Below are 21,881 nucleotides of genomic sequence, written 5' to 3'. Positions count from 1 at the left end.
GTGGATAACTGTGTTGACAAGGGACGGCAATTCCCGATTCGCACCAAGCGCCGCAAGGCCGCCGCCCGGTTTGCCTATTTTTTAATCAAACAATCCAAGCCATTGAAAGGTAAAGTTTTTCCTTTGATTGAGCACCACCGCGCCGCCCCAGCCTGTCAATCGGAATCTGACACCGGCCCTTCCGGATCGTGGATTCGCGCGGCGCTGTGCCCTGTTGACAACTGAATGTCTGGACTCCCCTCAAGGGGCACTCCCTTGTTCCTTCGATGGATGCCGGTGGTACGACTTTCGCGCCATCCGACGATCCCAGAAACCGGCAAGTGCAGACCCGAACAGCCGCCCACGGCCAGCGTTGCGGGCAAGACGACCGTCAAAACGACTCCGCTTCCGTTTCTGGATGATTACACGCCGCCGACCGAAATGCCTTCGGTCAGGGTGAGGGTGACGGCGGTGCCGCCGCCCGGCCGGCTGTACAGGCGGATGGTGCCGCCCATGCGCTCCACCAGGGACTTGGCGATCAGCAGGCCGAGGCCGCTGCCCAACTCTCCATCGGCGCCAGGGGAGGCGTGGTGGTGGTCGATGCGGAACAGGTAGGGCAGCACCTCTTCCGGGATGCCGAGCCCGTTGTCCTGCACGCGGACGGCCACCCGTCCATCCACCGCCGAGGCCGACAGCATGACGATGCTGCCCGACGGCGAGAAGCGCACCGCGTTCTCGATCAGGTGGCGCAGGGTCGTGGTCAGCCCGGTCAGGTCGCCCAGGACATGGGTGGTGAAGATGCGGTTCACGATCAGGATGTCGCGGGCGCGGGCGCGGGGCTCCATCTCCTCCAGGATGTCCTGGAGCAGCCCGCCCAGCTCGTACACCCGCAGTTCCATCGGCACCTGATTCAGTTGCAGGCGCGACCACAGCGACAGGTTTTCGATGGTGCGCATGATCTGCCGGCCGGCGTCGTTGCACAGGGCGGCGTAGGCGTGCAGGCTGCTGCCGGCCTTTCCGCGGCCCTCGGCGGCGCCGCCGTCAGCCGCGGCATTCGCCGCCGCATCGGCGCTGATCATCTGGGTGGCGCCGAGGATGGCGCTCAGCGGATCCTTCAGGTCCTGGCAGATCTGGCCCATGAAGCGGTTCAGCCGGGCGACCGTGTCGGCCAGTTGGGCGTGCTGGGCCTCGCGCTGCGTTTCCATCTCGTGCCGGCGCGAGATGTCGGTGACGAAGATGCAGGAGCCCAGCGCGATGCCCGCCTCGTCGTCCAGGCGCGAGGCGTTGAAGATCACATAGACCGGCAGCCCGTCCGCGCGCTTCAGCGTGACGTCGTAGCTGCGGTGCGGGGCGAGGTCGCGCATCACCACCTGCCGTTCCAGCACGTGCAGGCTTTCCTCCGCCACGTAGGTCAGCAGGTGGGAGCCGAGCAGCTCCCCCTCCCGGTAGCCCAGCAGGGCGCACAGCGCGGGGTTCACGTAGACGGTCACGAGGTCGCGGTCCACGACCCAGCATCCCTCCGACGTGTGCTCCAGAAGCGTGCGGTCGAGGTTGTCCCAAACCCCCTGTCGGCGCGTGGCTTTCGACAACAGCGTCAACATGGCCCCTCCTGAATCATTCAGCCCGGCAGCAAAACGCGAACCCAATCATACGAGTCCTTTCGATTCGCCCGACGCCCAATGATAGGCATGGGATATGCCGCACGGCAACATTCGTTGAGTGTCAATTCTGTTAAATCTCAGCCTCGATTCGCCCTTTTTCTGTCTGCGCCCTTTCATTTCTGAAATACGGCCGAATCGCATCGTGACTCGGTCCGCCTTACGTTGATGTGTATTGACGCTTTTTCCTTTCGAGTACGATCATTTCGGCGCCTGCGCCGTGGCCGCCCAGCAGCGCAGCACCTCCGCCACGCTCCAGGCCTGGGAGATGCAGCCGCGCGGCCGGAAGGGCGGTTCGGCGTCGAAGATTTCGGAGATCGTGCCGATGCCCGCCTCGTCCAGATGCGGCAGGAAGCCGTGCAGCAGTTCCCGCGCGCCGGCCTTGCCATCGGGGTGCAGCTTCAGCCAGGCGTCCACATAGGGGCCGATCAGCCAGCCCCAGACGGTGCCCTGGTGATAGGCGGCGTCGCGGGCGCGCAGGTCGCCGAAATACTTGGCCTTGTAGTCGCGGTTTCCCGGCGCGAGCGAGCGCAGGCCGACCGGCGTCAGCAGGCGCGTGCGCACCGTCTCCACCACCGGCTCCCACCGCTCGCGGTCCAGCACCGGGTTGTCGAGCGAGATGGCGAAGATCTGGTTGGGCCGGCAGGCGGCGTCGTCCCCCTGCTCCCCGTCCACCACGTCGTAGAGATGCCCGGCGTGCTCGCACCAGAAGCGCTCGTTGAAGGAGGTGCGGGCCTGCTCCGCCAGCTCCAGCAGCGGCCGGGCGGCGGCCTCGTCACCCTCCTCCGCGACCCAGCCGGCGGTCAGGCGCAGCGCGTTGTACCACAGCGCGTTGATCTCCACCGCCTTGCCCCGGCGCGGGGTGACCACCCAGTCCTCCACCTTCGCGTCCATCCAGGTGAGCTGGTAGCCGTCCTGTCCCTGGCGCAGCAGCCCGTCGCGGCTGTCCACCCCGATGCCGAACCGCGTGCCGCGCCGGTGGTGGTCGATCACGTCCAGCAGCTTGGGCAGTAGCAGTTGCAGCGTGTGCCGGTCGCCGGTGGCGCGCAGGTAGCGGTTCAGCGCGTGGAAGAACCACAGCGTCGCATCGGCGGTGTGGTACAGCCCCTCGTCCTTGCCGTCGGGGAACATGTTGGGGATCAGGCCATTGCGGATGTAGTGGGCGAAGGTCCGCAGGATCCAGCCCGCCTCCACATGACGGCCGGTGGTCAGCGTCAGCCCCTCCAGGCTGATCATCGTGTCGCGGCCCCAGTCGGTGAACCAGTGGTAGCCGGCGATCACCGTGCGCACCTCGTCGCCCTCCGCGCGGGCGCGCATCTGGTCGGCGACGCGGCCGGCGGGCACGAAGATGAAGCTGTCCGCCGACAGCACCAGCTCCGCCATCGCGCCTTCCCGCAGCGAGTCGTGCGCGGTGTGGACCAGCCGCCGGCGCCGCTCCGCCTCGAAGCGCAGCACGTCGTCGGGCGGAAGCGCCCAGATGCGCTGCCAGGATTCGGTGGAGGCGACGAAGCTGATGGTCTGCCCCTGCGACAGGTGCCCGCCGAAATAGCCGGGCGTCCAGAGCGAGCCGCGCGATTCGTACCCGCGCTCCGCCTCCACCGAATAGAAGACGTCGCGCCGCGCCCCGCCGTCCAGCGTCAGCGGCAGTTCCGCCCCCTCGATGGTCATGCGCAGCACCGGCAGCTCCGGCCCGGCCCAGACCTCGTACTCGTGGCCGCGAGCGGTGATGCGGTACTCGCGGGCCAGCGGCTCGTCCACCGAGGCCTCCAGCTTGCGGAAGGCCAGCACCGGGCGCAGCCGCAGGAAGATCGGCTCGGGCGCCTTCACCACGCGGTAGGTGACGTGCACGATGTTCTGCCGGTGCGGCATCACCACCTGCTTTTCGATCACCGCGTCGCCGATCTCGAACCGCCAGACCGGCAGGCCCGATTCCATGCGGAATTCGGCGAGCGTGGAGGGCGCGCCGTTGTGCCAGTGCTCGGGGTCGGGGTTGTGGCTGCTCAGCCGGCATTCGGTGCCGTCGGCGCGGATCACCACGTCGTTGACCTGGCTCAGCATCACCACGCGGCCGAGCGGTGCGGGCAGGGCCGCCACCAGCAGCCCGTGATAGCGGCGCGTCACCGCCCCCGACAGCGACGAGGACGCGTAGCCCCCCAGCCCGTTCGCGACCAGCCATTCGCGGGAAAGCGCGGCGTCCGGCGCGGATTGCAGGACGTCGCGCCCGATCTTGCGGACGAAATCAGCCATGAGCCTCCTGCGACGTTTCAGTGTCCGATATGAGAGTTTCCGTTGCGTCCTTCGGGGTCAGCACCACCGCCGCGTGACCGGGAACGCGCCAGACGTCGCGCACCTCCACCGGCGCGGTGCCGCAGCCGCCATAGCGGCTCGACTCGCTCGACCACAGCAGCGCCCACTCCTTGCCCATGGGCGGGGCGAGCAGCGGTTCGGGCACGATCTCCAGGTTCAGGTCGCGCCCCAGATTCACCAACAGCAGCCGATCATCCCCGTCCTCCCCGAAAAAGCGCAAAACGAACGCCTCCTCGGCCAGCACCGCCCCGTCCAGGCCGCCGACCCGCTGGGCGCTGAACACCGGGTCCTCCCGCCGCAAACGCAACAGGTCACGGTGCAGGGTCCACATCTCCGCGTGCTTTTCCCGCTCCGCATGGTCCAGCTTCGACCGCCGGAAGGTCTCCTCGTCGTGGGGCTTCTTCAGGCAGGCGCGCATTTCCGGCGTGGCGAGGCTGGGGAACTGCGACAGGAACTCCGCCCGTCCCTCCTCGACCTTCTCGGCCAGCCAGGGCTCGTGGTCGGCGAAGTAGTAGAAGGGCGTGCTGGCCGCGAACTCCTGCCCCTGGAACAGCATCGGCGTGCCGGGGCCGAGCAGCATCAGCGCGGTCATCGCCTTGTACCGCCCCGGCGAGGTCAGGGCGTGCGCCCGCAGCCCCTTGGCGGAGTTGGCGATCTGGTCGTGGTTCTGGATGAAGGTGACGAAGGCCGGCCGCGCCAGCCCCAAGGCCGGCATGCCGCGCCGCTTGCCCTGCCACCGGTACCACTGCCCCTGATAGAGAAAGCCGTGCTTCATGGCGGAGACGAACTCCTGCGGCGCCCCTTTGTAATCGGTGTAGTAGGCCTCGTTCCGGCCGGTCAGCGCGACCATGGCGGAGTGGTGGAAGTCGTCGTTCCAGATGGCGTTCAGCCCGCAGCCGCCCTCCTCCACCGGCCGGACCATGCTGGCGTGCTGGGGCTCGTTCTCGCCGACCAGGATGGTGGCGCGTCCCTTCGCCGCCGCGCAGACGGCCTTGCTGATCTCCTGGAGGATGTGCGGCTTGGACGAGTCGAAGATCTGCTGCGTGGCGTCCAGCCGCAGCCCGTCCAGATGGAACTCGTCGATCCAGCAGGTCGCGTTGGTGATGAAGAACTCGCGCACCGGCCCGGCGTCCGGCCCGTCGAAGTTCAGCGCGTCGCCCCACTCGTTGTCGTAGCGGTCGGTGACGTAGCTGTCGGAGAAGCAGGACAGGTAATTCCCGCTGGGGCCGAAATGGTTGTAGACCACGTCCAGAATGACCGCGAGGCCCAGCGCGTGCGCGCGGTCCACGAAGCGGCGCATGTCGTCGGGCGTGCCGTAGAGCCGCGTCGGCGCGAACAGGTCCACCCCGTCATATCCCCAGCCGAAGCGCCCGTCGAACTCCGCCACCGGCATCAGCTCCAGCACCGTGACGCCGACGTCCGCGAGGTGTGGCAACTCGCGCGTCGCCGCCTCCCAGGTGCCCTCCGGCGTGAAGGTGCCGATGTGCATCTCGTAGATTATTTGGCCCTTGATCGAGCGCCCCTTCCAGTCCCCGTCCGTCCACTTGAACCGCGCCGGATCGACGACCTGCGACGGTCCGTGCGGCCCGTCCGGCTGGAAGCGCGACACCGGGTCGGGGTACAGCTTCTCGCCGCCGTCCAGCCGGAACCGGTACAGGCTGCCGACCGGCATGCCCTCCACCAGGGCGGAGAAATAGCCGTTCTCCTCCGGCTCCATCTCGACGGAGCGCGCGTCGGGCTCGATCACCATCGAGACGCGGCGGCATTTCGGCGCCCACACCCGCGCGTGCACGCGCCCGCCGGGTAACGCCTCGACCCCCACCGGGCAGCGCCGGGCGGGCACTTCGCCGGCGGCGGGAACGAACGGAATGATGCGCGCGACGGTGCTGGCGGAGGACATGGCCCCTTGACCCTGGGTTGAGAACGATTCGACCATTGGATTCCCACAACAGGCGGCGGGCCGACTTGATCCCAAAGGACAGGGTTCGGCGCGCCTTTCGTTGACTTGCTGTTGGAACGAACACCACCCCGCCGGAAACCCATCCGGGCATAACCCCCGGCCATATTCCCAGGCCACAAACCCTCAAGCAGCGCCGGAACCGCCATGCGCATCCTGATCTGGAACGAATTCCGCCACGAACGCCGGGACGAGGCCGTGAAGGCCATATACCCGCAGGGCATCCACGAAACCCTCGCGGCACCCCTGCGCGCCGCCGGCCTGGAGGTCTCCACCGCCACCCTGGACGAGCCCGAACACGGCCTGACCGAGGAACGGCTGGCCGAAACCGACGCCATCGTCTGGTGGGGCCACCGCGCGCACGCCGAGGTTTCCGACGCGGTGGCGGAGCGGGTGAAGAAGCGCGTGACGGAGCACGGCATGGGGCTGGTGGCGCTGCATTCCAGCCACTTCTCCAAGCCCTTCGTGGCGCTGATGGGCACCGGCTGCTACCTGAAGCACCGGGTCGCCGCGGAGAAGGAGCGGCTGTGGGTCGTCGATCCCGGCCACCCCGTCGCGGCCGGCATCTCCGACGCCATCGAACTGGCGCACGAGGAAATGTACGGGGAGCCCTTCGACGTGCCCCCGCCCGACGACCTCGTCTTCATCAGCTGGTTCAAGGGCGGAGAGGTCTTCCGCAGCGGCTGCGGCTGGCGCCGGGGCCTGGGCCGCGTCTTCTACTTCCGCCCCGGCCACGAGACCTACCCCACCTACCACCACCCGCAGATCCAGCGCGTGATTTTGAACGCGGTGCGCTGGGCCGCAAGGCCGGAGGGGTTGATGGCGCCGGTGCGGGGAAAGCGGCAAACACCGTTGGAGCCGCTGGACTAATCCCCCTCTCCCCTCCGGGGAGAGGGAAGGGGTGAGGGGGATTGCGGGGGACCGAAAGTGCAGGCAATGCGCACCCCCTCACCCTAACCCTCTCCCCGCTTTCGGCGGACCAAAGGTCCGCCTGTCGCGTCAGCGCAAACTTCGTTTGCGCGTGAGCGGAGGGGAGAGGGAAGGGGTTACACCCGCTCCCCAAAACTCTCCTTCGCGGCGTCAATCACCGCCGGGTGCGCGCGCAGGCAGTTCAGCGCCGTGTCACAGTGCTCCTCCACCTCCAGCGTCACGAGCACATCCGTCGCGCCGCCGCGCTCGGCGTCGCGCTCCTCGCGGGCGGTCTGGACGACGTGGCCGCAACGGTCGCGCAGACTGCCGACGATCTCCGCCTCGACCCCGCGCCCCTTTTCGGCCGGATAGGCGTACACGAGCTTCATGAGGTCAGCCTCCCGTCACGGCGTGAAGACGACGCGCATGCAGTCGTCGATCTTTTCCTTGAACATCCGGTAGCCGCGAGGACCGTCGTCCAGCGACCACCTGTGGGTCAGCAGGTAGGACGGGTCCAGCTCGCCCTTCTCGATGTGCTCGAACAGGCGCTTGACGTAGCGCTGGCCGTGCTGCTGCCCCATGCGGAAGGTCAGGCCCTTGTTCATCGCCGCCCCCATGGGGAACTTGTCGATGACGCCGCCGTAGACGCCGACGATGGACAGCGTGCCGCCCTTGCGGCAGCACTGGATCATCTGGCGCAGCACGGCCGGGCGGTCGTTCTCCAGCCCGACGGCCTGCTTGGTGCGGTCGTACCAGTACTCGATGCCGGTGTCGAAGCCGTCGGCCTCCATGCCCACGGCGTCGATGCAGACGTCCGGGCCGCGCCCGCCGGTCATCGCCAGCAGCGCGTCGTAGACGTCCACCCGCGTGTAGTCCAGCGGCTCCGCCCCCGCCTTCATCTGCGCGGCCTGGAGCCGGTACGGATATCGGTCGATGCCGATCACCCGCTCCGCCCCCATCAGGTAGGCGCTGCGGATGGCCATCTGCCCGACGCCGCCGCAGCCCCAGACGGCCACCATGTCGCCCTTTTTGATGCCGCCCATGTCGGCGGCCATGTAGCCGGTGGGCACGGCGTCCGACACGAACACGGCCTTCTCGTCGCTCACCCCTTCCGGCACGCGGAAGCAGTTGGTGTCGGCGAAGGGCACCCGGATGTACTCGGCGTGGCTTCCCGCGTAGCCCCCGAAGGCGTGGCTGTAGCCGAAGATGCCCGAGGTGCAATGGCCGTAGGCCATCTCCTCATACTCCGGCTTGGGGTTGGAGTTGTCGCAGAGCGAGAATTCCTCGTGCTGGCAGTGCCAGCATTTGCCGCAGCCGATGATCGACACGGTGATGACCCGGTCGCCCCGGTTCAGCCGCAGCACCTCCGGCCCCTTCTCCACCACCTCGCCCAGGAACTCGTGGCCGATGATGTCGCCGGCCCGCATGGTGGGGACGTAGCCGTCGATCAGGTGAAGGTCCGACCCGCAGACCGACGACAGGTTGACCTTGATGATGGCGTCGTGCGGGCCGAGGATCGTCGGGTCCGGCACCCGCTCCACCCGCAGGTCGTTCACGCCGTTCCAGCAGAGCGCCCTCATTCCATCCCCTCCCGCATCCTACCCCGGCTGCCTTGCGGCTGCCCTTCCACCGTGGGCAGCTCGCCCGCCTCCATGACGCGCTTCAGGCGGCGCAGCGCCTCGCGCGCCTGCTGTTCGGGGGCGTTGCCGAACAGGCGGCTGACGAAGCGCCCGCCCTGCCCGCCGGGCGGCCGGTAGACCAGCGTCAGCCGCACCTCCGTCCCCCGGTCGCCCGGCGCCGGCTTGAACATGACGGAGCCCTGGTGGGGAAGCTCCGACCCATCCATCGTGTGCCAGGTGATCAGCTCGTTCTCCCGCACCTTGTCGAGCGTGCTGTGCCAGACCACCTCGACCCCGCCGGGGCCGCGCGCCTTCCAGCGGCTTTCGGTGTCGGACAGCACCTCCACAGCCTCCAGATGGGGGAACAGGTCGGTCAGGTTGCGGAAGTTGCGCCAGTGGCGGAACAGCTTGTCCGGCGGGGCGGCGATGGTGACGTTGGCCTGGGTGGTGGTCGGCTCCCGATCCCCAGCGGGCATAATGCTGGGCAGCAGCCCCGCCACATCCGGCAGTCCGCCTTCCCGCACGCGCCGGGCCACCGGCTCGGCCAGCGGCAGGCCCGCCGCCCCGGCGAGGAACAGCCCGCCGCCGAGTGCGGCCAGCGCCCAGCTTCCCCGCCGCAGGCCCGCCAGCCCCAGCGCCGTGCCGCCCATCATGGCGACCCAGCGCTCCGTCGTTCCCGCGTGACCCTGCGGCGCTACGTCCCGCCACCGGTCAGGCAGGTGCGAGGCGGCCTCCGTCACCCTGTCCAGCGTCATCACCCCTCCTTCTTGAGCAGGTCCAGCCCGTACAGGCCCTTCATCAGGTAGTCGTGCAGGTCGATGCGCTCGGCGATGTCGTCGTAGTGCGAGGCGTCGGGCGCGCGGCCCGCCTCGTCCAGCGCGCGGTCCCACTGGTTGCCGGCGAAGTCGCCGCGCCCGACCATCATGATGGCGCGCAGTTCCACCCGCTGCTCCGGCGTCAGCCCCTCCAGCATCTGGCGCAGCTTGTCCAGCGCCTCGCTGGCGTCGGTGGACATGATGTTCAGCGCATCCAGGTCGGTCGGATTGCGCGAGCCGCGCTCGGCGTCCTGTTCGCCCAGGTCGATGTTGCGCATGCCGGCCAGGAAACGCTGGCGGTCGGCCACGGCCTCGAAGGCGAGGTCGGCGGCCTGCTTCACGGTGTCGAGCGAAATCTGCTTGAGCATGGCTGTGCACTTCTTGCGAGTTGTTTTACGGCTTGGAAGTCTGTGCCCCTGCCCGACGCCAACAGCCGGGCTGTGGGTTCGTCGCGGCGCGGGAACCGGAGCGCTATTGGACCGGAGCGCTAACCGTTCCGGTTCCGCTGCTCTTCCGAGGCGCCGCGCGACCCGCCGGAGCCCGAGCCGCGCTCCCGCCCCTGCGATCCGGACTGGTTCTGGCCGGGCTTGTTGCCGACGGCCTTATCAGCATCGGTCTTGTCGGGATCGGTGTGGCCGGCCTTCGCCGCCTTGCCGGGACCGCCGGACTGGTGCTTTTCCTGCTCCGCGTCGCGGTTGCTGCGGGTCATTGCGAATCTCCCGAGATGGTTGCTCTCGCCCCCAACCGCCGATCCGACGACGAGGTTCCGGAGCAACGCCAGACCGCAACCCGGTGTTGTCACTGCAAAGAGTCCAAATCAGGAGTGATCCCATGCCGCTTCTGTCGGCGCAGATCGGCGACACCGTGGAGGAGGGTTTCCGCCCCGTTCGCCTGGACAGCGACCGGGGCGCGATCGAGGCGCGCTATTATCCGGTCCCCAACGGACGATTCGGTGCTGTCTGGGTCGGCGGAATCGGTGGCGGCTTCGACACGCCCGCGCGCGGCCTCTACCCGCGCCTGGCGAGCGACCTGACCGCCGACGGCATCGCCTCGCTGCGCCTGCGCTTCCGCAACCCCCACGCCTTGGAGGAGGCCGTCCACGACCTGCTCTGCGCCCTGACCTTCCTCGGCCAGCAGGGCATCCACCACATCGCGCTGATCGGCCATTCCTTCGGCGGCGCGGTGGTGATCCAGGCGGCGGCCTCCAACCGGGGGGCGGTCTGCACGGTGGTGACGCTGGCGACCCAGGGCTACGGCGCCGACCCGGCGAAGGATCTCGCCTGCCCCATCCTGCTGATCCACGGCGAGGCGGACGAGGTGCTGACGCCCATGTGCTCCATCCACGTCCACCGCTTGGCGCGCGAGCCGAAAAAGCTCGTCCTCATGCCCGGCGCCAGCCACTGTCTGGACGAAACATCCGAGGCCGTCTGCCGCGAAGTCCGCGACTGGCTGAAGGAAAAGCTGCTGGCGACCTAAACTCACTTTCCGTCGCTGGGGCTTCGCAGAACACCCCCACTGACCGTCATCCCCGCGAAGGCGGGGATCCAGGGCATTTCAGGCGCTTCCTCGCGGAGTTTTCTGGATCCCCGCCTGCGCGGGGATGACGGGAGGATCAGGGGCATATATTTTCGCACCCCCTCACCTCGGGAGAGGGATTTCACCATCCCCGGAGCCCCGCATGCTCGGCACCCTGACCGTCCTCCTCCTCTGCCAACTGGCGGGCGAGCTGATCGCGCGCCTGCTGCATCTGCCCATTCCTGGGCCGGTGATCGGCATGGTCCTGCTGTTCCTGGGCCTTCTGGTCCGGGGCGGCGTGCCGATGCCCTTGCAGGAGACGGCGGGCGGCATCCTGCGCCACCTGTCGCTGCTGTTCGTGCCGGCGGGCGTCGGCGTCATGGCGCACCTGCACCGGCTGGGGACCGAAGCCGTGCCCATCGCCGCAGCCCTGTTCGGCAGCACCCTGTTCGGCGTGGCCCTGACCGCCTGGGTGATGAGCGCCCTGTCGCGCCGCTCCGCCGCCAGCCAGGGGGACGCGCCGTGAGCCCCGACCTGCACGAGATCTGGGTCTACCTCTCCGCCAGCCCGCTGGCCGGCCTGACCCTGACGCTGGTGGCCTACCAGTGCGGCCTGTGGGTGTTCGAGCGGTTCGGCCGCCGCCCCGTCCTGAACCCGGTGCTGATCGCCGTCCTGATCGTCGCCGGCCTGCTGACCGCGACGGGCGTGGAGTACCGCACCTATTTCGACGGCGCGCAGTTCGTGCATTTCCTGCTCGGCCCCGCGACGGTGGCGCTGGCCGTGCCGCTCTACAAGCAGTTCCATCAGGTCCGCCGCTCCGCCCTTGCCATGACCGTGGCGCTGCTGACCGGCTCCGCGGGCTCGGCGTTGAGCGCCGTCGCCATTGCCTGGGCCTTGGGCGCGTCGGAGCGCACCTTGCTGTCGCTGGCGCCGAAGTCGGTGACCTCCCCCATCGCCATGGGCGTGTCGGAGCAGATCGGCGGCCTGCCCTCCCTGACCGCCGTTTTCGTCATCCTGACGGGAATCATCGCAGCGTCTTTGGGCACCTGGGTGTTGAATCTGGTGCGGGTGAAGGACTGGAAGGCGCGCGGCTTCGGGATGGGGGTCGCGGCGCACGGGATCGGCACCGCCCGCGCCTTGCAGGTGAACGAGGTGGCGGGCGCCTTCGCCGGGCTGGGCATGGGGCTGAACGGCCTCGCCACGGCGGTCCTGCTGCCGGTCCTCTACCATCTGTTGTTCGGATAATCGCAATGCATCAAGGGTTGACAGGAGGGAGGCACCTGCGCATGGTACGGCCCATGACTTTCTTCGACCACACGAACGCCCTTCTGCGACTTATCAACCCGGCGCTTTGAGCGTCCGGGTCGTCTGCGTTCGTCTGCTGTTTCAACGGTCGAAGTGTCCGTCTCCCATGAGCACCCAGTGCAGCAAGCGTGTCTCCCGGCCGGGGCCGGGGCTGCGACTTACCATCGGTCGCCGAGCCCGCCCGGCAGCTTGGCGACCGTAGTCCCGCCGGTCACCACCAGACTTGAGACAACGCCCCGCGTCGAACGAATCCGGGGCTCCTGAGGGATCGAAAGCGTCATGAACCACGTTGCCACGCCGGCCGCCCAGACCACGACCGCCGCCAACCGCCACGAGAAGTACACCCCCTTCGAGCCCGTCCGGCTGACCGACCGCCAGTGGCCGAACCGCGTGCTGGACAAGGCGCCGATGTGGTGCTCGGTCGACCTGCGCGACGGCAACCAGGCGCTGATCGAGCCGATGGGTCCGGACCGCAAGCGCGCGATGTTCGACGTGCTGCTGCGCATGGGCTTCAAGGAGATCGAGGTGGGCTTCCCCGCCGCCTCGCAGACCGACTTCGACTTCTGCCGCGAGATCATCGACGGCGGCAAGATCCCCGACGGCGTCACCATCCAGGTGCTGACCCAGTCGCGTGAGGAGCTGATCCGCCGCACCTTCGAGGGCATCAAGGGCTCCAAGCGCGCCGTCGTGCACCTGTACAACTCCACCTCCGAGTTGCAGCGCCGCGTCGTCTTCGGCATGGACCGCCAGGGCATCAAGGACATCGCCGTCGCCGGCACGAAGCTGATCAAGCAGCTGGCCGCCGAGCATCCGGAGACCGAAATCGTCCTGCAATATTCGCCGGAAAGCTTCACCGGGACGGAGCTGGACTTCGCCCTGGAGATCTGCGAGGCGGTGATGGAGACCTGGGGCGCCAGCCCGACCAACAAGGTCATCCTGAACCTGCCGGCGACGGTGGAGATGTCCACCCCGAACATCCACGCCGATCAGATCGAGTGGTTCTGCCGGAACATGAAGAACCGCGACCACGCGATCATCTCCCTGCACCCGCACAACGACCGCGGCACCGCCGTGGCGGCGGCCGAGCTGGGCATGATGGCCGGCGCCGACCGCGTGGAAGGCACCCTGTTCGGCAACGGCGAGCGCACCGGCAACGTGGACGTGGTGACTCTGGCGATGAACCTGTTCACCCAGGGCGTCGATCCGGAACTGAACATCGACGACATCAACGAGATCGTGCGCGTGTCGGAATACTGCACGCAGTTGCCGGTCCACCCGCGCCACCCCTACGCCGGTGAACTGGTCTTCACGGCCTTCTCCGGCTCGCACCAGGACGCCATCAACAAGGGCCTGAAGGCGCTGTCCAAGTCCAACCACGGCAAGTGGGAGGTCCCCTACCTGCCCATCGACCCGCAGGACCTGGGCCGCAGCTACGAGGCGGTGATCCGCATCAACAGCCAGTCCGGCAAGGGCGGCATCGCCTACGTCCTGGAAAAGGACTACGGCATCCAGGTCCCGCGCCGCTTGCAGATCGAGTTCTCCAAGATCGTGCAGCGCATCGCCGACGAGACCGGCAAGGAGCTGGCCCCGACCGACATCTACAACGCCTTCAAGGCCGAGTATCTGGACGTCGAGGAGCCGCTGGCCCTGGTCGAGCACGGCACGGAGCCGCGCGGCCCCAACTCCGGCCCGCGCACCCTGACGGCGGTGGTCAAGCGCAACGACTCGGTCGCGACCATCAAGGGCCGCGGCAACGGCCCCATCGACGCCTTCCTGGACGCCCTGCGCCAGGGCTGCGGCATGGACCTGCACGTCATCGACTACCGCGAGCACGCCGTCGGCACCGGTGAGGACGCCCAGGCCGCCGCCTACGTCGAGGTCAAGACCGCCGACGACCGCACCCTGTTCGGCGTCGGCGTGGACGCGGACATCGTGACGGCCTCCCTGCGCGCGCTGGTGAGCGCGGCGAACCGCGCGTCGAAGTAAGGGGGGCGGGCGCCCCCTCCCCAACCCTCCCCCGCTTCGCGGGAGAGGGGGCTAGTCTACCCTCTCCCGCGAAGCGGGGGAGGGAGGGACCCACGGCGAAGCCGTGGGAGGGAGGGGGCAAGCGCCGCACCCACGCCACCCCACCTTGCACCCCCGCCCCCCGCCCCCTATAAGGACGGACACCCTTCCTTCTGACGCGGCGGTACGGGAATCAGCATGATCGTGGTCACCGGTGGGGCCGGCTTCATCGGCTCGAACCTCGTGGCGGCCCTGGCCGCGCGCGGCATCACCAACGTCGCGGTGATCGACCGCTTCGGCACCGACGAGAAGTGGCAGAACCTCGCCAAGCGCGAACTCGCCACGCTTGTGCCGCCGGAAAACACGCTGGCCTTCCTCGACCAGTATGCCGCCGAGATCGACGTGGTCTTCCACCTCGGCGCCATCTCCGCGACGACCGAGCGCGACGTGGACAAGATCGTCGCCAACAACGTCGCGCTGACGCAGGATCTCTGGCGCTGGTGCTCCTGGCGCGGGGCGCGCTTCATCTACGCCTCGTCCGCCGCGACCTACGGCGACGGCTCTGCCGGCTTCGACGACGACGGCTCGCCGGACGCGCTGGCAACGCTCCGCCCGCTGAACGCCTACGGCTGGTCCAAGCACCTGATCGACCGCCGCGTCGCCCGCGTGGTGGCCGAGGGCGACATCGCCCCGCCGCAGTGGGCCGGGCTGAAGTTCTTCAACGTCTACGGCCCGAACGAGCAGCACAAGGACGACATGATGAGCGTCGTCGCCAAGCTGTTCCCCACGCTGAAGGCCGGCGAGCCCGCGCGCCTGTTCAAGTCGCACCGCCCCGATTTCGAGGACGGCGGCCAGCTCCGCGACTTCATTTACGTGGACGACTGCGTGGCCGTGATGCTGTGGCTGTACGACAACCCGCAGGTCAACGGCCTGTTCAACGTCGGCACCGGCAAGGCCCGCAGCTTCAAGGATCTGGCGCTCGCCACCTTCGCCGCCCTGGGGCTGGAGCCGCGCGTCGAGTATTTCGACATGCCGGAGCACCTGCGCGGCAAGTACCAGTATTTCACCGAGGCCAAGACCGAACGCCTGCGCGCCGCCGGCTTCACCCAGCCCTTCACCGAGCTGGAGGAAGGCGTGCGCCGCTACGTCCAGGACTACCTGTCCCAGCCCGACCCGTACCGCTGAGCCCCCCGTCCATTAATCCCCTCTCCCCTCCGGGGAGAGGGTTAGGGTGAGGGGGTCCCGCCACGCCGGTACGTACGGCAACCGCGCCCCCTCCCCAACCCTCCCCCGCTGTCGCGGGAGAGGGAGCAAACAACAACAAGAGGCCGTGACCGCGCATGCTCGCCCTCGCCTTTCCCGCCCTCGACCCGGTCGCCTTCGAAATCGGGCCGGTCGTCATCCGCTGGTACGCGCTGGCCTATCTGGCGGGCTTCGTGCTGGGCTGGCGCTACTGCCTCAATCTGGCGCGCGCCAATCCCGGCCGGCCATCGGCGGAGGACTATGACGACTTCCTGACCTGGGCGGTGGTCGGCGTCATCCTCGGCGGGCGCATCGGCTACGTGCTGTTCTACAACCTGCCCTTCTACCTCCAGAACCCACTGGACGCGCTGATGGTCTGGCACGGCGGCATGTCGTTCCACGGCGGATTGCTGGGCGTCGTCCTGGTGATTGTCCTGTTCTGCATGAAACGGGGCATCTCCATGCTCGCGTTCGGCGACCTGATCGCCGCCGCGGCGCCCATCGGGCTGTTCTTCGGCCGCATCGCCAACTTCATCAACGGCGAGCTGTACGGCCGCGCGGCCCCAGACGTGCCGTGGGCGATGGTCTTCCCCCGCGATCCGCTCCAGGTGCCCCGCCACCCGAGCCAGCTCTACGAGTCCTTCCTGGAGGGCGCGGTGCTGTTCGTCGTTCTCGCCATCGCGGTCCGGATGCCGGGGGTGCGCCAGCGGCCGGGCACGGTGGCCGGCCTGTTCTTCATCGGCTACGGCCTGTCCCGCATCATCGTGGAGTTCTTCCGGGAGCCGGACGCCCAACTCGGCTTCCTGTTCGCCGGAGCCACCATGGGCCAGCTTCTGTCCCTGCCGATGGTCCTGTTCGGGCTGGCCCTGGTCCTCCACGCGCGCCGCCGCCCCGCAACCGCCTAAGACACAGCGCCCCATGACCGAAACCGCCGACAGCCTCGCCCACCACCTCGCCCGCCGCATCCTGCTGGACGGCCCGCTGTCGGTCGCGGCCTTCATGGGGGAGGCGCTGGGCCACCCGCGCTTCGGCTACTACATGCGCCAGGACCCGTTCGGCGCGACCGGCGACTTCGTCACCGCCCCGGAAATCAGCCAGATGTTCGGGGAGCTGGTCGGGCTGTGGTGCGTGGACACTTGGGCGCGGCTGGGCGGACCCACCCCGTTCAACCTCGTGGAACTCGGCCCCGGACGCGGCACGCTGATGCAGGACGCGCTGCGCGCAGCATCCGTCGTGCCCGCCTTCACCCAGGCCGCCCAGGTCCACCTTGTCGAGACCAGCCCCACCCTGCGCGCCCGCCAGCGCGAAACGCTGAAGGGCCGAGCCGTCTCCTGGCACGACCGCCTCGACGACGTGCCCGAAGGCCCGACCCTGATCGTCGCCAACGAGTTCTTCGACGCCCTGCCCATCCGCCAGATCCAGAAGACCAGCCATGGCTGGTTCGAGCGCCTGATCGACCTCGACCCCGACTCCCCGCCCGACGCCCCCCGCTTCCGCTTCGTGCTGGAGGCGTTCGGCAGTTCCGGCGCCCGCCTGATCCCGGAGTCGCTGCGCGACGCGCCCGAGGGCAGCGTCGTGGAGGTCTCCCCCGCCTCGCAGGCCGTGGCTCGCCTGATCGGCGAACGCCTTGCCGCCGCCCCCGGCGCCGCGCTGGCCATCGACTACGGCTACGCCCAGGGCCCGGCGGTCGGCGACACGCTCCAGGCCCTGCGCCGCCACGCCTTCGCCCCGGTGCTCGACGCGCCGGGCGAGGCCGACCTGACGGCCCATGTGGACTTCGCGTCCATCGCCGCCGCAGCCCGCGAGGGCGGTGCGGAAAGCTTCGGCCCGGTGGACCAGGGGGAGTGGCTGACGCGGCTCGGCATCCGGCCGCGGGCATCCGCGCTGAAGCGGACGGCCACGCCGAAACAGGCCGCCGACATCGACTCGGCACTCAACCGCTTGATCGCACAGGATCAAATGGGCACCTTGTTCAAGGTCCTCGCGCTCGCCACCCCCGGACTCGGGGCTCCGGCCGGGTTCGAGGCCCCATAACAAAGAGACCGGGACAGCAAAGGGACGGGTCCGTGATCACGCTTGGCGCGCTGAACGACATCACCCACATCCGCCACGCCTTCTTCACCCGCACGGGCGGGGTTTCCACGGGGCTCTACGCCTCGCTCAACGTCGGCTTCGGGTCCGGCGACGCGCCGGCCGCCGTGGCGGAGAACCGGGCGCGCGCCGCCGCGCGACTCGACGTGGCGCCGGACCGGCTGGTCACCTGCTATCAGGTGCACAGCCCGACCTGCGTCGCGGTGACCGAGCCCTGGACGCAGGACAAGGCCCCGCAGGCCGACGCCATGGCGACCAACGTGCCGGGCATCGCGCTGGGCATCCTCACCGCCGACTGCGCGCCGGTGCTGTTCGCCGACGAGAAGGCCCGTGTGATCGGCGCCGCCCACGCCGGCTGGAAGGGCGCCAAGGGCGGCGTGCTGGAGGCGACCATCGCCCGCATGGTGGAATTGGGCGCCAAGCCGTCGCGCATCGTCGCGGCCATCGGCCCCTGCATCGCCCAGCGCTCCTACGAGGTCGGGCCGGAGTTCCCCGCCCCCTTCCTGGAGGAGAAAGCCGCCAACCGCGACTTCTTCGCGCCCGCGCGCAAGCCGGACCATTTCCTGTTCGACCTGTCGGGCTACGTCACCCGCCGCCTGGGCGAGGCCGGGGTGGAGGTGATCCAGCGCTGCCCCAACGACACGGTGGTGGAGGAGGACCGCTTCTTCAGCTACCGCCGCTCCTGCCTGCGCGGCGAGAAGGATTACGGCCGCGGCCTTTCGGCGATCGTCCTTCAGGGCTAAGCGCCGGGCGGACCGTCGGCGGGGCTACCCGCTCCGATTTAGATGGCATCACTGATTGATTGCAGTCGAACCCAATTCGGGTGAGAATGCGATCCCGGTGAGGACGTTTCGGAAGGGAGGCCGCGATGACGATCGATTGGCGCGACGAAATGGATCTCGACAAGGGCGGTCTCGACACCGACCACAGGCTCCAGCACGAGTTGATCCACCGCTTCGTCCGGCTGCCCGCGGACGAGGACCAGCGCGACCGCGCGCTGGATGTTCTGGAAGAGCTGCGCACCGTCTCCTCCCGCCATTTCCAGCGGGAGGAGCGCATCCAGGCCTCCATCCGGTACCCGCATCTGGCCGAACACCGGGCTCAGCACCGCCGGCTGTCCGAACTGCTGGACGACATCATCGCCCAGATCGACGCCGGCGAGTCGGCCTTCGCCTACGCATTTGTGAAGGAGAAGGCGGACGAGTTGATGCAGTTCTGGTTCTTCGACCATTTCGCGAAGGCCGACCTGCGCCTCAAGCCGCACCTCGCGAAATACGTCGTGCGCGCGTGAAACGATCTCCCGACCCGTGCCCGAACCCGCCATGCGGGAATCGCCCCACCCGCCATGCGGGAATCATAGGGCCGGGCGTCTGCGACCTTCTGGAGCGCCCGTCATGGAACGTTTACATAGGCACGCCCCTTTGTTATGGTCCCGCGCGTTTTCAAGGGGCGGCGTCGGCATAGGCCTGACGGACGCGCCCGAACCTATTCCCTGCAGAGAGAGCCGACTGCGATGAAGGTGCTTGCCGGCAACAGCAACCGTCCGCTGGCCGAGGCCATCTCCACCTGTCTCGGCGTGCCGCTGACCAAAGCGAGCATCCGCCGGTTTTCGGACATGGAGGTGTTCGTCGAAATCCTGGAGAACGTGCGCGGCGAAGACGTGTTCGTGGTCCAGTCGACGTCGTTCCCGGCCAACGACAACCTGATGGAGCTGCTGGTCACCATCGACGCCCTGCGTCGCGGGTCGGCCCGGCGCGTCACGGCGGTCCTCCCCTACTACGGCTACGCCCGCCAGGATCGCAAGACCGGCCCGCGCACGCCGATCTCGGCCAAGCTGGTCGCCAACCTGATCACCCAGGCGGGCGCCAACCGCGTGCTGACGATGGACCTGCACGCCGGCCAGATCCAGGGCTTCTTCGACATCCCGACCGACAACCTGATGGCCGCCCCGGTGTTCGAAAAGGACATCCGCGCGACCTTCGAGAACATCGGCGAAGTCACGATGGTGTCGCCGGACGTCGGCGGCGTGGTCCGCGCCCGCTCGCTGGCCAAGCGCCTGGACGCCGACCTCGCCATCATCGACAAGCGGCGCGAGCGCGCCGGCGTGTCGGAGGTGATGAACATCATCGGCGACGTGAAGAACCGCCGCTGCATCCTGCTGGACGACATCGTCGACTCCGGCGGCACGCTGTGCAACGCCGCGGTCGCGCTGATGGACGCGGGTGCGAAGTCGGTGCACGCCTACTGCACCCACGGCGTCCTGTCCGGCGGCGCCGTCGCCCGCGTGGCCGTGTCGCCGCTGGAACAGCTCGTCACCACCGACAGCATCCAGGCGACCGAGGCCGTGCGCGTGTCCCGCAACATCCGCCAGCTGACCATCGCCCCCCTGCTCGCCGACGCCATCACCCGCATCAGCGAGGAGCGCTCGGTGTCGAGCCTGTTCTCGTAACAGCACAATAAGAAAAGCCCTTCTCCCCTTGGGGGAGAAGGGTTGGGATGAGGGGTCGTTACGCCCGAAAGGGCGAAAAAAAGCATAGATTTCCTGCCGGCATTCGCCGGCTGCCACCCTCACCCCAACCCCTCTCCCCTCAAGGGAGAGGGGAATTTTATTGGTCAAGCCTCCCCTCTGCGGCTGCAAGAATCGTTTCCAGAACGCATTCCAAATTGGCCAGCACATCCGGATTCCAAAAACGCAGCACTTGGAAACCTTCCGCCACCAGAAACGCTGTGCGTTCAGCATCCGCAACCGGCGTGTGCTGGCTTCCATCGACCTCAACGATCAGCTTTCGCTCCAGACAGACGAAGTCCGCGACGTAGCGCCCACCCGCGATGGGCTGCTGACGCCGAAATTTCAGGCCGCCAAGCCGCCGATCACGCAAGCCGTGCCAAAGCGTCTTTTCGGCTTCCGTTGCCGAACGCCGCAACGATTGCGCTAATTCGGACATACCGTCGCCCTCCACAAAAGCGTGCAATTCTACCAATGCGCACACGCCAGAAAAGGAGTTTCTGGCACGCAAGGCTTGACGCGGGCGCCCTTATCCCTTAATCACCGCGCCCATGCGTCAGCACCCCTGGAGGCTGGCGCTTTTTTCTGTTTTAAGGAGCATTCCTATGACTCAGATCGTTCCGCTCAGCGCCGAAGCGCGCGACCGGGCCGGCAAGGGGACCGCCCGCCAGACCCGTCGTGATGGCCGTATCCCGGCCGTGATCTACGGTGGCAAGCAGGCCCCGCTCATGATCTCGCTGGACAAGTTCGCGTTCACCCGCGTCCTGCACCAGCCGGGCTTCTTCACCCACCTGTTCGACGTCACGGTCGACGGCGCCACGCACCGCGTTCTGCCGCGCGACGTGCAGTTCCACCCGGTGACCGACGTTCCGCTGCACGTGGACTTCCTGCGCGTCTCGGCCGAGACCCGCATCCACGTCCAGGTTCCGATCGAGTTCGTCGACCAGGACAAGTCGCCGGGCCTGAAGCGCGGCGGCGTGCTGAACATCGTCCGCCACGAGCTGGACGTGACCTGCGCGGCGGACAACATCCCCGAGCACATCACCATCTCGACCGAGGGCTTCGACGTCGGCGCGTCGATCCACATCTCCGCGGTGAAGCTGCCGGAGGGTGTGACCTCGACCATCACCGACCGCGATTTCACGATCGCCACCATCGTCGCTCCGTCGGGCCTGAAGTCCGAGGAAGCCGAGGGTGCCGCTGCCACCGCCTGATCGGCGGCAGCGTGACGGTTACGGCAGGGGGCTTCGGCCCCCTGTTTCGTTTGTAGAATATGGAGGTTTTGCCATGCTGCTGCTGGTGGGATTGGGCAACCCCGGCGCGGAATACGCGCGCAACCGGCACAACATCGGCTTCATGGCGGTCGAGGAGATCGCCCGCCGTCACAATTTCAGCCCCTGGCGCAAGCGCTTCCAGGGCCAGACCGCCGAGGGCACCGTCGCCGGCGACAAGGTGCTGGCGCTGGAGCCGCTGACCTACATGAACGTGTCCGGCCAGTCGGTCGTCGCGGCCCTGCAATTCTTCAAGCTGAAGCCCGAAAACGTCGTCGTCATCCACGACGAGCTGGACTTGCCCCCCGGCAAGATCCGCGTCAAAAAGGGCGGCGGCCACGGCGGGCACAACGGCCTGCGCTCCATCGACAGCCACATCGGCAAGGAATACTGGCGCATCCGGCTGGGCATCGGCCATCCCGGCAACAAGGATTTGGTCAGCGGCTACGTCCTGCACGACTTCGCCAAGGCCGACCAGACTTGGCTCGACCCGCTGATCGACGCCGTCGCCGACGCCTTCCCCCTGATGGCGAAGGGACAGGCCGAGAATTTCATGAACAAGGTCACGCTGGCGACCAGCCCCGGAAAATAGAGGGTTGGGATGTCTGCGCAGAATATAGCTTCATGCCGGATAAAATACCGTCATACTGCGTAAATTAGTCTCATACCGGGGAAGCTTCCTTGCGCGTCTCGGGGAATCGTC

General features: G+C 68.0%; 22 protein-coding genes. 13 read left to right on the top strand and 9 right to left on the bottom strand.

Annotated elements, in window-relative coordinates:
* Positions 1-401: 401 nt before the first annotated feature.
* From ACSVC7_RS26620 to treZ, 3 genes are all read right to left on the bottom strand, one after another.
* On the bottom strand, positions 402-1,580 hold the full coding sequence (locus tag ACSVC7_RS26620; protein ID WP_448207653.1) for a sensor histidine kinase: 1,179 nt from the start codon (positions 1,578-1,580) through the stop codon (positions 402-404).
* Positions 1,581-1,838: 258 nt separating this feature from the next.
* Positions 1,839-3,884, bottom strand: coding sequence for an amylo-alpha-1,6-glucosidase (locus ACSVC7_RS26615; RefSeq protein ID WP_448207654.1), 2,046 nt, complete (start codon positions 3,882-3,884; stop codon positions 1,839-1,841).
* Positions 3,877-5,844, bottom strand: a complete 1,968-nt coding sequence (treZ, locus tag ACSVC7_RS26610; protein WP_448207655.1) for a malto-oligosyltrehalose trehalohydrolase — start codon at positions 5,842-5,844, stop codon at positions 3,877-3,879. The genes ACSVC7_RS26615 and treZ overlap by 8 nt, the downstream gene beginning before the upstream one ends.
* Before the next feature lie 204 nt (positions 5,845-6,048).
* Between treZ and ACSVC7_RS26605 the strand changes: the two genes are divergently transcribed.
* Positions 6,049-6,771 (top strand): ThuA domain-containing protein, encoded by a 723-nt coding sequence (locus tag ACSVC7_RS26605; protein ID WP_448207656.1) that lies wholly within the window; start codon positions 6,049-6,051, stop codon positions 6,769-6,771.
* Positions 6,772-6,947: 176 nt separating this feature from the next.
* Here the strand turns inward: ACSVC7_RS26605 and ACSVC7_RS26600 are convergent, their stop codons facing one another.
* The 5 genes from ACSVC7_RS26600 to ACSVC7_RS26580 all read right to left on the bottom strand — a co-directional run bounded on the left by ACSVC7_RS26600 (position 6,948) and on the right by ACSVC7_RS26580 (position 9,953).
* Positions 6,948-7,199 carry a hypothetical protein gene (locus ACSVC7_RS26600; RefSeq protein WP_448207657.1) on the bottom strand — a complete coding sequence of 84 codons (252 nt, stop codon included), beginning with the start codon at positions 7,197-7,199 and terminating at the stop codon, positions 6,948-6,950.
* Between the two features lie 15 nt (positions 7,200-7,214).
* Complete coding sequence (locus tag ACSVC7_RS26595; protein ID WP_448207658.1) at positions 7,215-8,390, bottom strand: zinc-dependent alcohol dehydrogenase; 1,176 nt, start codon at positions 8,388-8,390, stop codon at positions 7,215-7,217.
* Complete coding sequence (locus ACSVC7_RS26590; protein WP_448207659.1) at positions 8,387-9,184, bottom strand: SRPBCC family protein; 798 nt, start codon at positions 9,182-9,184, stop codon at positions 8,387-8,389. Before ACSVC7_RS26590 ends, ACSVC7_RS26595 begins: the two co-directional genes overlap by 4 nt.
* On the bottom strand, positions 9,184-9,612 hold the full coding sequence (locus ACSVC7_RS26585; RefSeq protein WP_448207660.1) for a DUF3775 domain-containing protein: 429 nt from the start codon (positions 9,610-9,612) through the stop codon (positions 9,184-9,186). The genes ACSVC7_RS26590 and ACSVC7_RS26585 overlap by 1 nt, the downstream gene beginning before the upstream one ends.
* A gap of 119 nt (positions 9,613-9,731) precedes the next feature.
* Positions 9,732-9,953: a hypothetical protein gene (locus ACSVC7_RS26580; RefSeq protein ID WP_448207661.1), complete on the bottom strand. Its 222-nt coding sequence runs from the start codon at positions 9,951-9,953 to the stop codon at positions 9,732-9,734.
* 122 nt (positions 9,954-10,075) lie between these two features.
* Here ACSVC7_RS26580 and ACSVC7_RS26575 point away from each other — a divergent pair, with 122 nt between their 5' ends.
* The 10 genes from ACSVC7_RS26575 to ACSVC7_RS26530 all read left to right on the top strand — a co-directional run bounded on the left by ACSVC7_RS26575 (position 10,076) and on the right by ACSVC7_RS26530 (position 19,850).
* Entirely contained in the window at positions 10,076-10,720 is a 645-nt protein-coding gene (locus ACSVC7_RS26575; protein WP_448207662.1) for an alpha/beta hydrolase, read from the top strand.
* 202 nt (positions 10,721-10,922) lie between these two features.
* Positions 10,923-11,285, top strand: a complete 363-nt coding sequence (locus ACSVC7_RS26570) for a CidA/LrgA family protein (protein WP_448207663.1) — start codon at positions 10,923-10,925, stop codon at positions 11,283-11,285.
* Complete coding sequence (locus ACSVC7_RS26565; RefSeq protein WP_448207664.1) at positions 11,282-12,004, top strand: LrgB family protein; 723 nt, start codon at positions 11,282-11,284, stop codon at positions 12,002-12,004. Before ACSVC7_RS26570 ends, ACSVC7_RS26565 begins: the two co-directional genes overlap by 4 nt.
* A 339-nt stretch (positions 12,005-12,343) precedes the next feature.
* A complete protein-coding gene (leuA, locus tag ACSVC7_RS26560) occupies positions 12,344-14,050 on the top strand; it encodes a 2-isopropylmalate synthase (protein ID WP_448207665.1) in 1,707 nt (568 codons plus the stop codon).
* 216 nt (positions 14,051-14,266) lie between these two features.
* On the top strand, positions 14,267-15,253 hold the full coding sequence (gene rfaD, locus ACSVC7_RS26555; protein WP_448207666.1) for an ADP-glyceromanno-heptose 6-epimerase: 987 nt from the start codon (positions 14,267-14,269) through the stop codon (positions 15,251-15,253).
* A gap of 155 nt (positions 15,254-15,408) precedes the next feature.
* Positions 15,409-16,215, top strand: a complete 807-nt coding sequence (gene lgt, locus ACSVC7_RS26550) for a prolipoprotein diacylglyceryl transferase (protein WP_448207667.1) — start codon at positions 15,409-15,411, stop codon at positions 16,213-16,215.
* Positions 16,216-16,228: 13 nt separating this feature from the next.
* The gene (locus ACSVC7_RS26545; RefSeq protein ID WP_448207668.1) at positions 16,229-17,344 is read left to right on the top strand and encodes a class I SAM-dependent methyltransferase; all 1,116 of its coding nucleotides are present in this window, start codon (positions 16,229-16,231) and stop codon (positions 17,342-17,344) included.
* Positions 17,345-17,376: 32 nt separating this feature from the next.
* On the top strand, positions 17,377-18,144 hold the full coding sequence (gene pgeF / locus ACSVC7_RS26540) for a peptidoglycan editing factor PgeF (protein ID WP_448207669.1): 768 nt from the start codon (positions 17,377-17,379) through the stop codon (positions 18,142-18,144).
* A gap of 125 nt (positions 18,145-18,269) precedes the next feature.
* Entirely contained in the window at positions 18,270-18,692 is a 423-nt protein-coding gene (locus ACSVC7_RS26535; protein WP_448207670.1) for a bacteriohemerythrin, read from the top strand.
* 222 nt (positions 18,693-18,914) lie between these two features.
* Complete coding sequence (locus ACSVC7_RS26530) at positions 18,915-19,850, top strand: ribose-phosphate pyrophosphokinase (RefSeq protein ID WP_448207671.1); 936 nt, start codon at positions 18,915-18,917, stop codon at positions 19,848-19,850.
* Between the two features lie 157 nt (positions 19,851-20,007).
* Here ACSVC7_RS26530 and ACSVC7_RS26525 read toward each other — a convergent pair whose 3' ends face one another.
* Entirely contained in the window at positions 20,008-20,346 is a 339-nt protein-coding gene (locus ACSVC7_RS26525; protein ID WP_448207672.1) for an endonuclease domain-containing protein, read from the bottom strand.
* 166 nt (positions 20,347-20,512) lie between these two features.
* On the opposite strand from ACSVC7_RS26525, the gene ACSVC7_RS26520 reads away from it, so the two are divergent.
* Together ACSVC7_RS26520 and pth are read left to right on the top strand one after the other, a co-directional pair.
* Positions 20,513-21,121: a 50S ribosomal protein L25/general stress protein Ctc gene (locus ACSVC7_RS26520; protein WP_448207673.1), complete on the top strand. Its 609-nt coding sequence runs from the start codon at positions 20,513-20,515 to the stop codon at positions 21,119-21,121.
* A 73-nt stretch (positions 21,122-21,194) separates the two neighbouring features.
* Entirely contained in the window at positions 21,195-21,770 is a 576-nt protein-coding gene (gene pth / locus ACSVC7_RS26515; RefSeq protein ID WP_448207674.1) for an aminoacyl-tRNA hydrolase, read from the top strand.
* Positions 21,771-21,881 lie beyond the last annotated feature (111 nt).

The sequence above is a fragment of the Azospirillum mesophilum genome (assembly GCF_053470405.2).
Note: the sequence above shows the minus strand (reverse complement) of the source record. Positions and strands in the feature narration are given on the sequence as shown.

Excerpts from the sequence above, each read along its gene's own strand:
- ACSVC7_RS26620 (WP_448207653.1), bottom strand. The coding sequence starts at position 1,580 with ATGTTGACGCTGTTGTCGAAAGCCACGCGCCGACAGGGGGTTTGGGAC.
- ACSVC7_RS26615 (WP_448207654.1), bottom strand. The coding sequence starts at position 3,884 with ATGGCTGATTTCGTCCGCAAGATCGGGCGCGACGTCCTGCAATCCGCG.
- treZ (WP_448207655.1), bottom strand. The coding sequence starts at position 5,844 with ATGTCCTCCGCCAGCACCGTCGCGCGCATCATTCCGTTCGTTCCCGCC.
- ACSVC7_RS26605 (WP_448207656.1), top strand. The coding sequence starts at position 6,049 with ATGCGCATCCTGATCTGGAACGAATTCCGCCACGAACGCCGGGACGAG.
- ACSVC7_RS26600 (WP_448207657.1), bottom strand. The coding sequence starts at position 7,199 with ATGAAGCTCGTGTACGCCTATCCGGCCGAAAAGGGGCGCGGGGTCGAG.
- ACSVC7_RS26595 (WP_448207658.1), bottom strand. The coding sequence starts at position 8,390 with ATGAGGGCGCTCTGCTGGAACGGCGTGAACGACCTGCGGGTGGAGCGG.
- ACSVC7_RS26590 (WP_448207659.1), bottom strand. The coding sequence starts at position 9,184 with ATGACGCTGGACAGGGTGACGGAGGCCGCCTCGCACCTGCCTGACCGG.
- ACSVC7_RS26585 (WP_448207660.1), bottom strand. The coding sequence starts at position 9,612 with ATGCTCAAGCAGATTTCGCTCGACACCGTGAAGCAGGCCGCCGACCTC.
- ACSVC7_RS26580 (WP_448207661.1), bottom strand. The coding sequence starts at position 9,953 with ATGACCCGCAGCAACCGCGACGCGGAGCAGGAAAAGCACCAGTCCGGC.
- ACSVC7_RS26575 (WP_448207662.1), top strand. The coding sequence starts at position 10,076 with ATGCCGCTTCTGTCGGCGCAGATCGGCGACACCGTGGAGGAGGGTTTC.
- ACSVC7_RS26570 (WP_448207663.1), top strand. The coding sequence starts at position 10,923 with ATGCTCGGCACCCTGACCGTCCTCCTCCTCTGCCAACTGGCGGGCGAG.
- leuA (WP_448207665.1), top strand. The coding sequence starts at position 12,344 with ATGAACCACGTTGCCACGCCGGCCGCCCAGACCACGACCGCCGCCAAC.
- rfaD (WP_448207666.1), top strand. The coding sequence starts at position 14,267 with ATGATCGTGGTCACCGGTGGGGCCGGCTTCATCGGCTCGAACCTCGTG.
- lgt (WP_448207667.1), top strand. The coding sequence starts at position 15,409 with ATGCTCGCCCTCGCCTTTCCCGCCCTCGACCCGGTCGCCTTCGAAATC.
- ACSVC7_RS26545 (WP_448207668.1), top strand. The coding sequence starts at position 16,229 with ATGACCGAAACCGCCGACAGCCTCGCCCACCACCTCGCCCGCCGCATC.
- ACSVC7_RS26535 (WP_448207670.1), top strand. The coding sequence starts at position 18,270 with ATGACGATCGATTGGCGCGACGAAATGGATCTCGACAAGGGCGGTCTC.
- ACSVC7_RS26530 (WP_448207671.1), top strand. The coding sequence starts at position 18,915 with ATGAAGGTGCTTGCCGGCAACAGCAACCGTCCGCTGGCCGAGGCCATC.
- ACSVC7_RS26525 (WP_448207672.1), bottom strand. The coding sequence starts at position 20,346 with ATGTCCGAATTAGCGCAATCGTTGCGGCGTTCGGCAACGGAAGCCGAA.
- ACSVC7_RS26520 (WP_448207673.1), top strand. The coding sequence starts at position 20,513 with ATGACTCAGATCGTTCCGCTCAGCGCCGAAGCGCGCGACCGGGCCGGC.
- pth (WP_448207674.1), top strand. The coding sequence starts at position 21,195 with ATGCTGCTGCTGGTGGGATTGGGCAACCCCGGCGCGGAATACGCGCGC.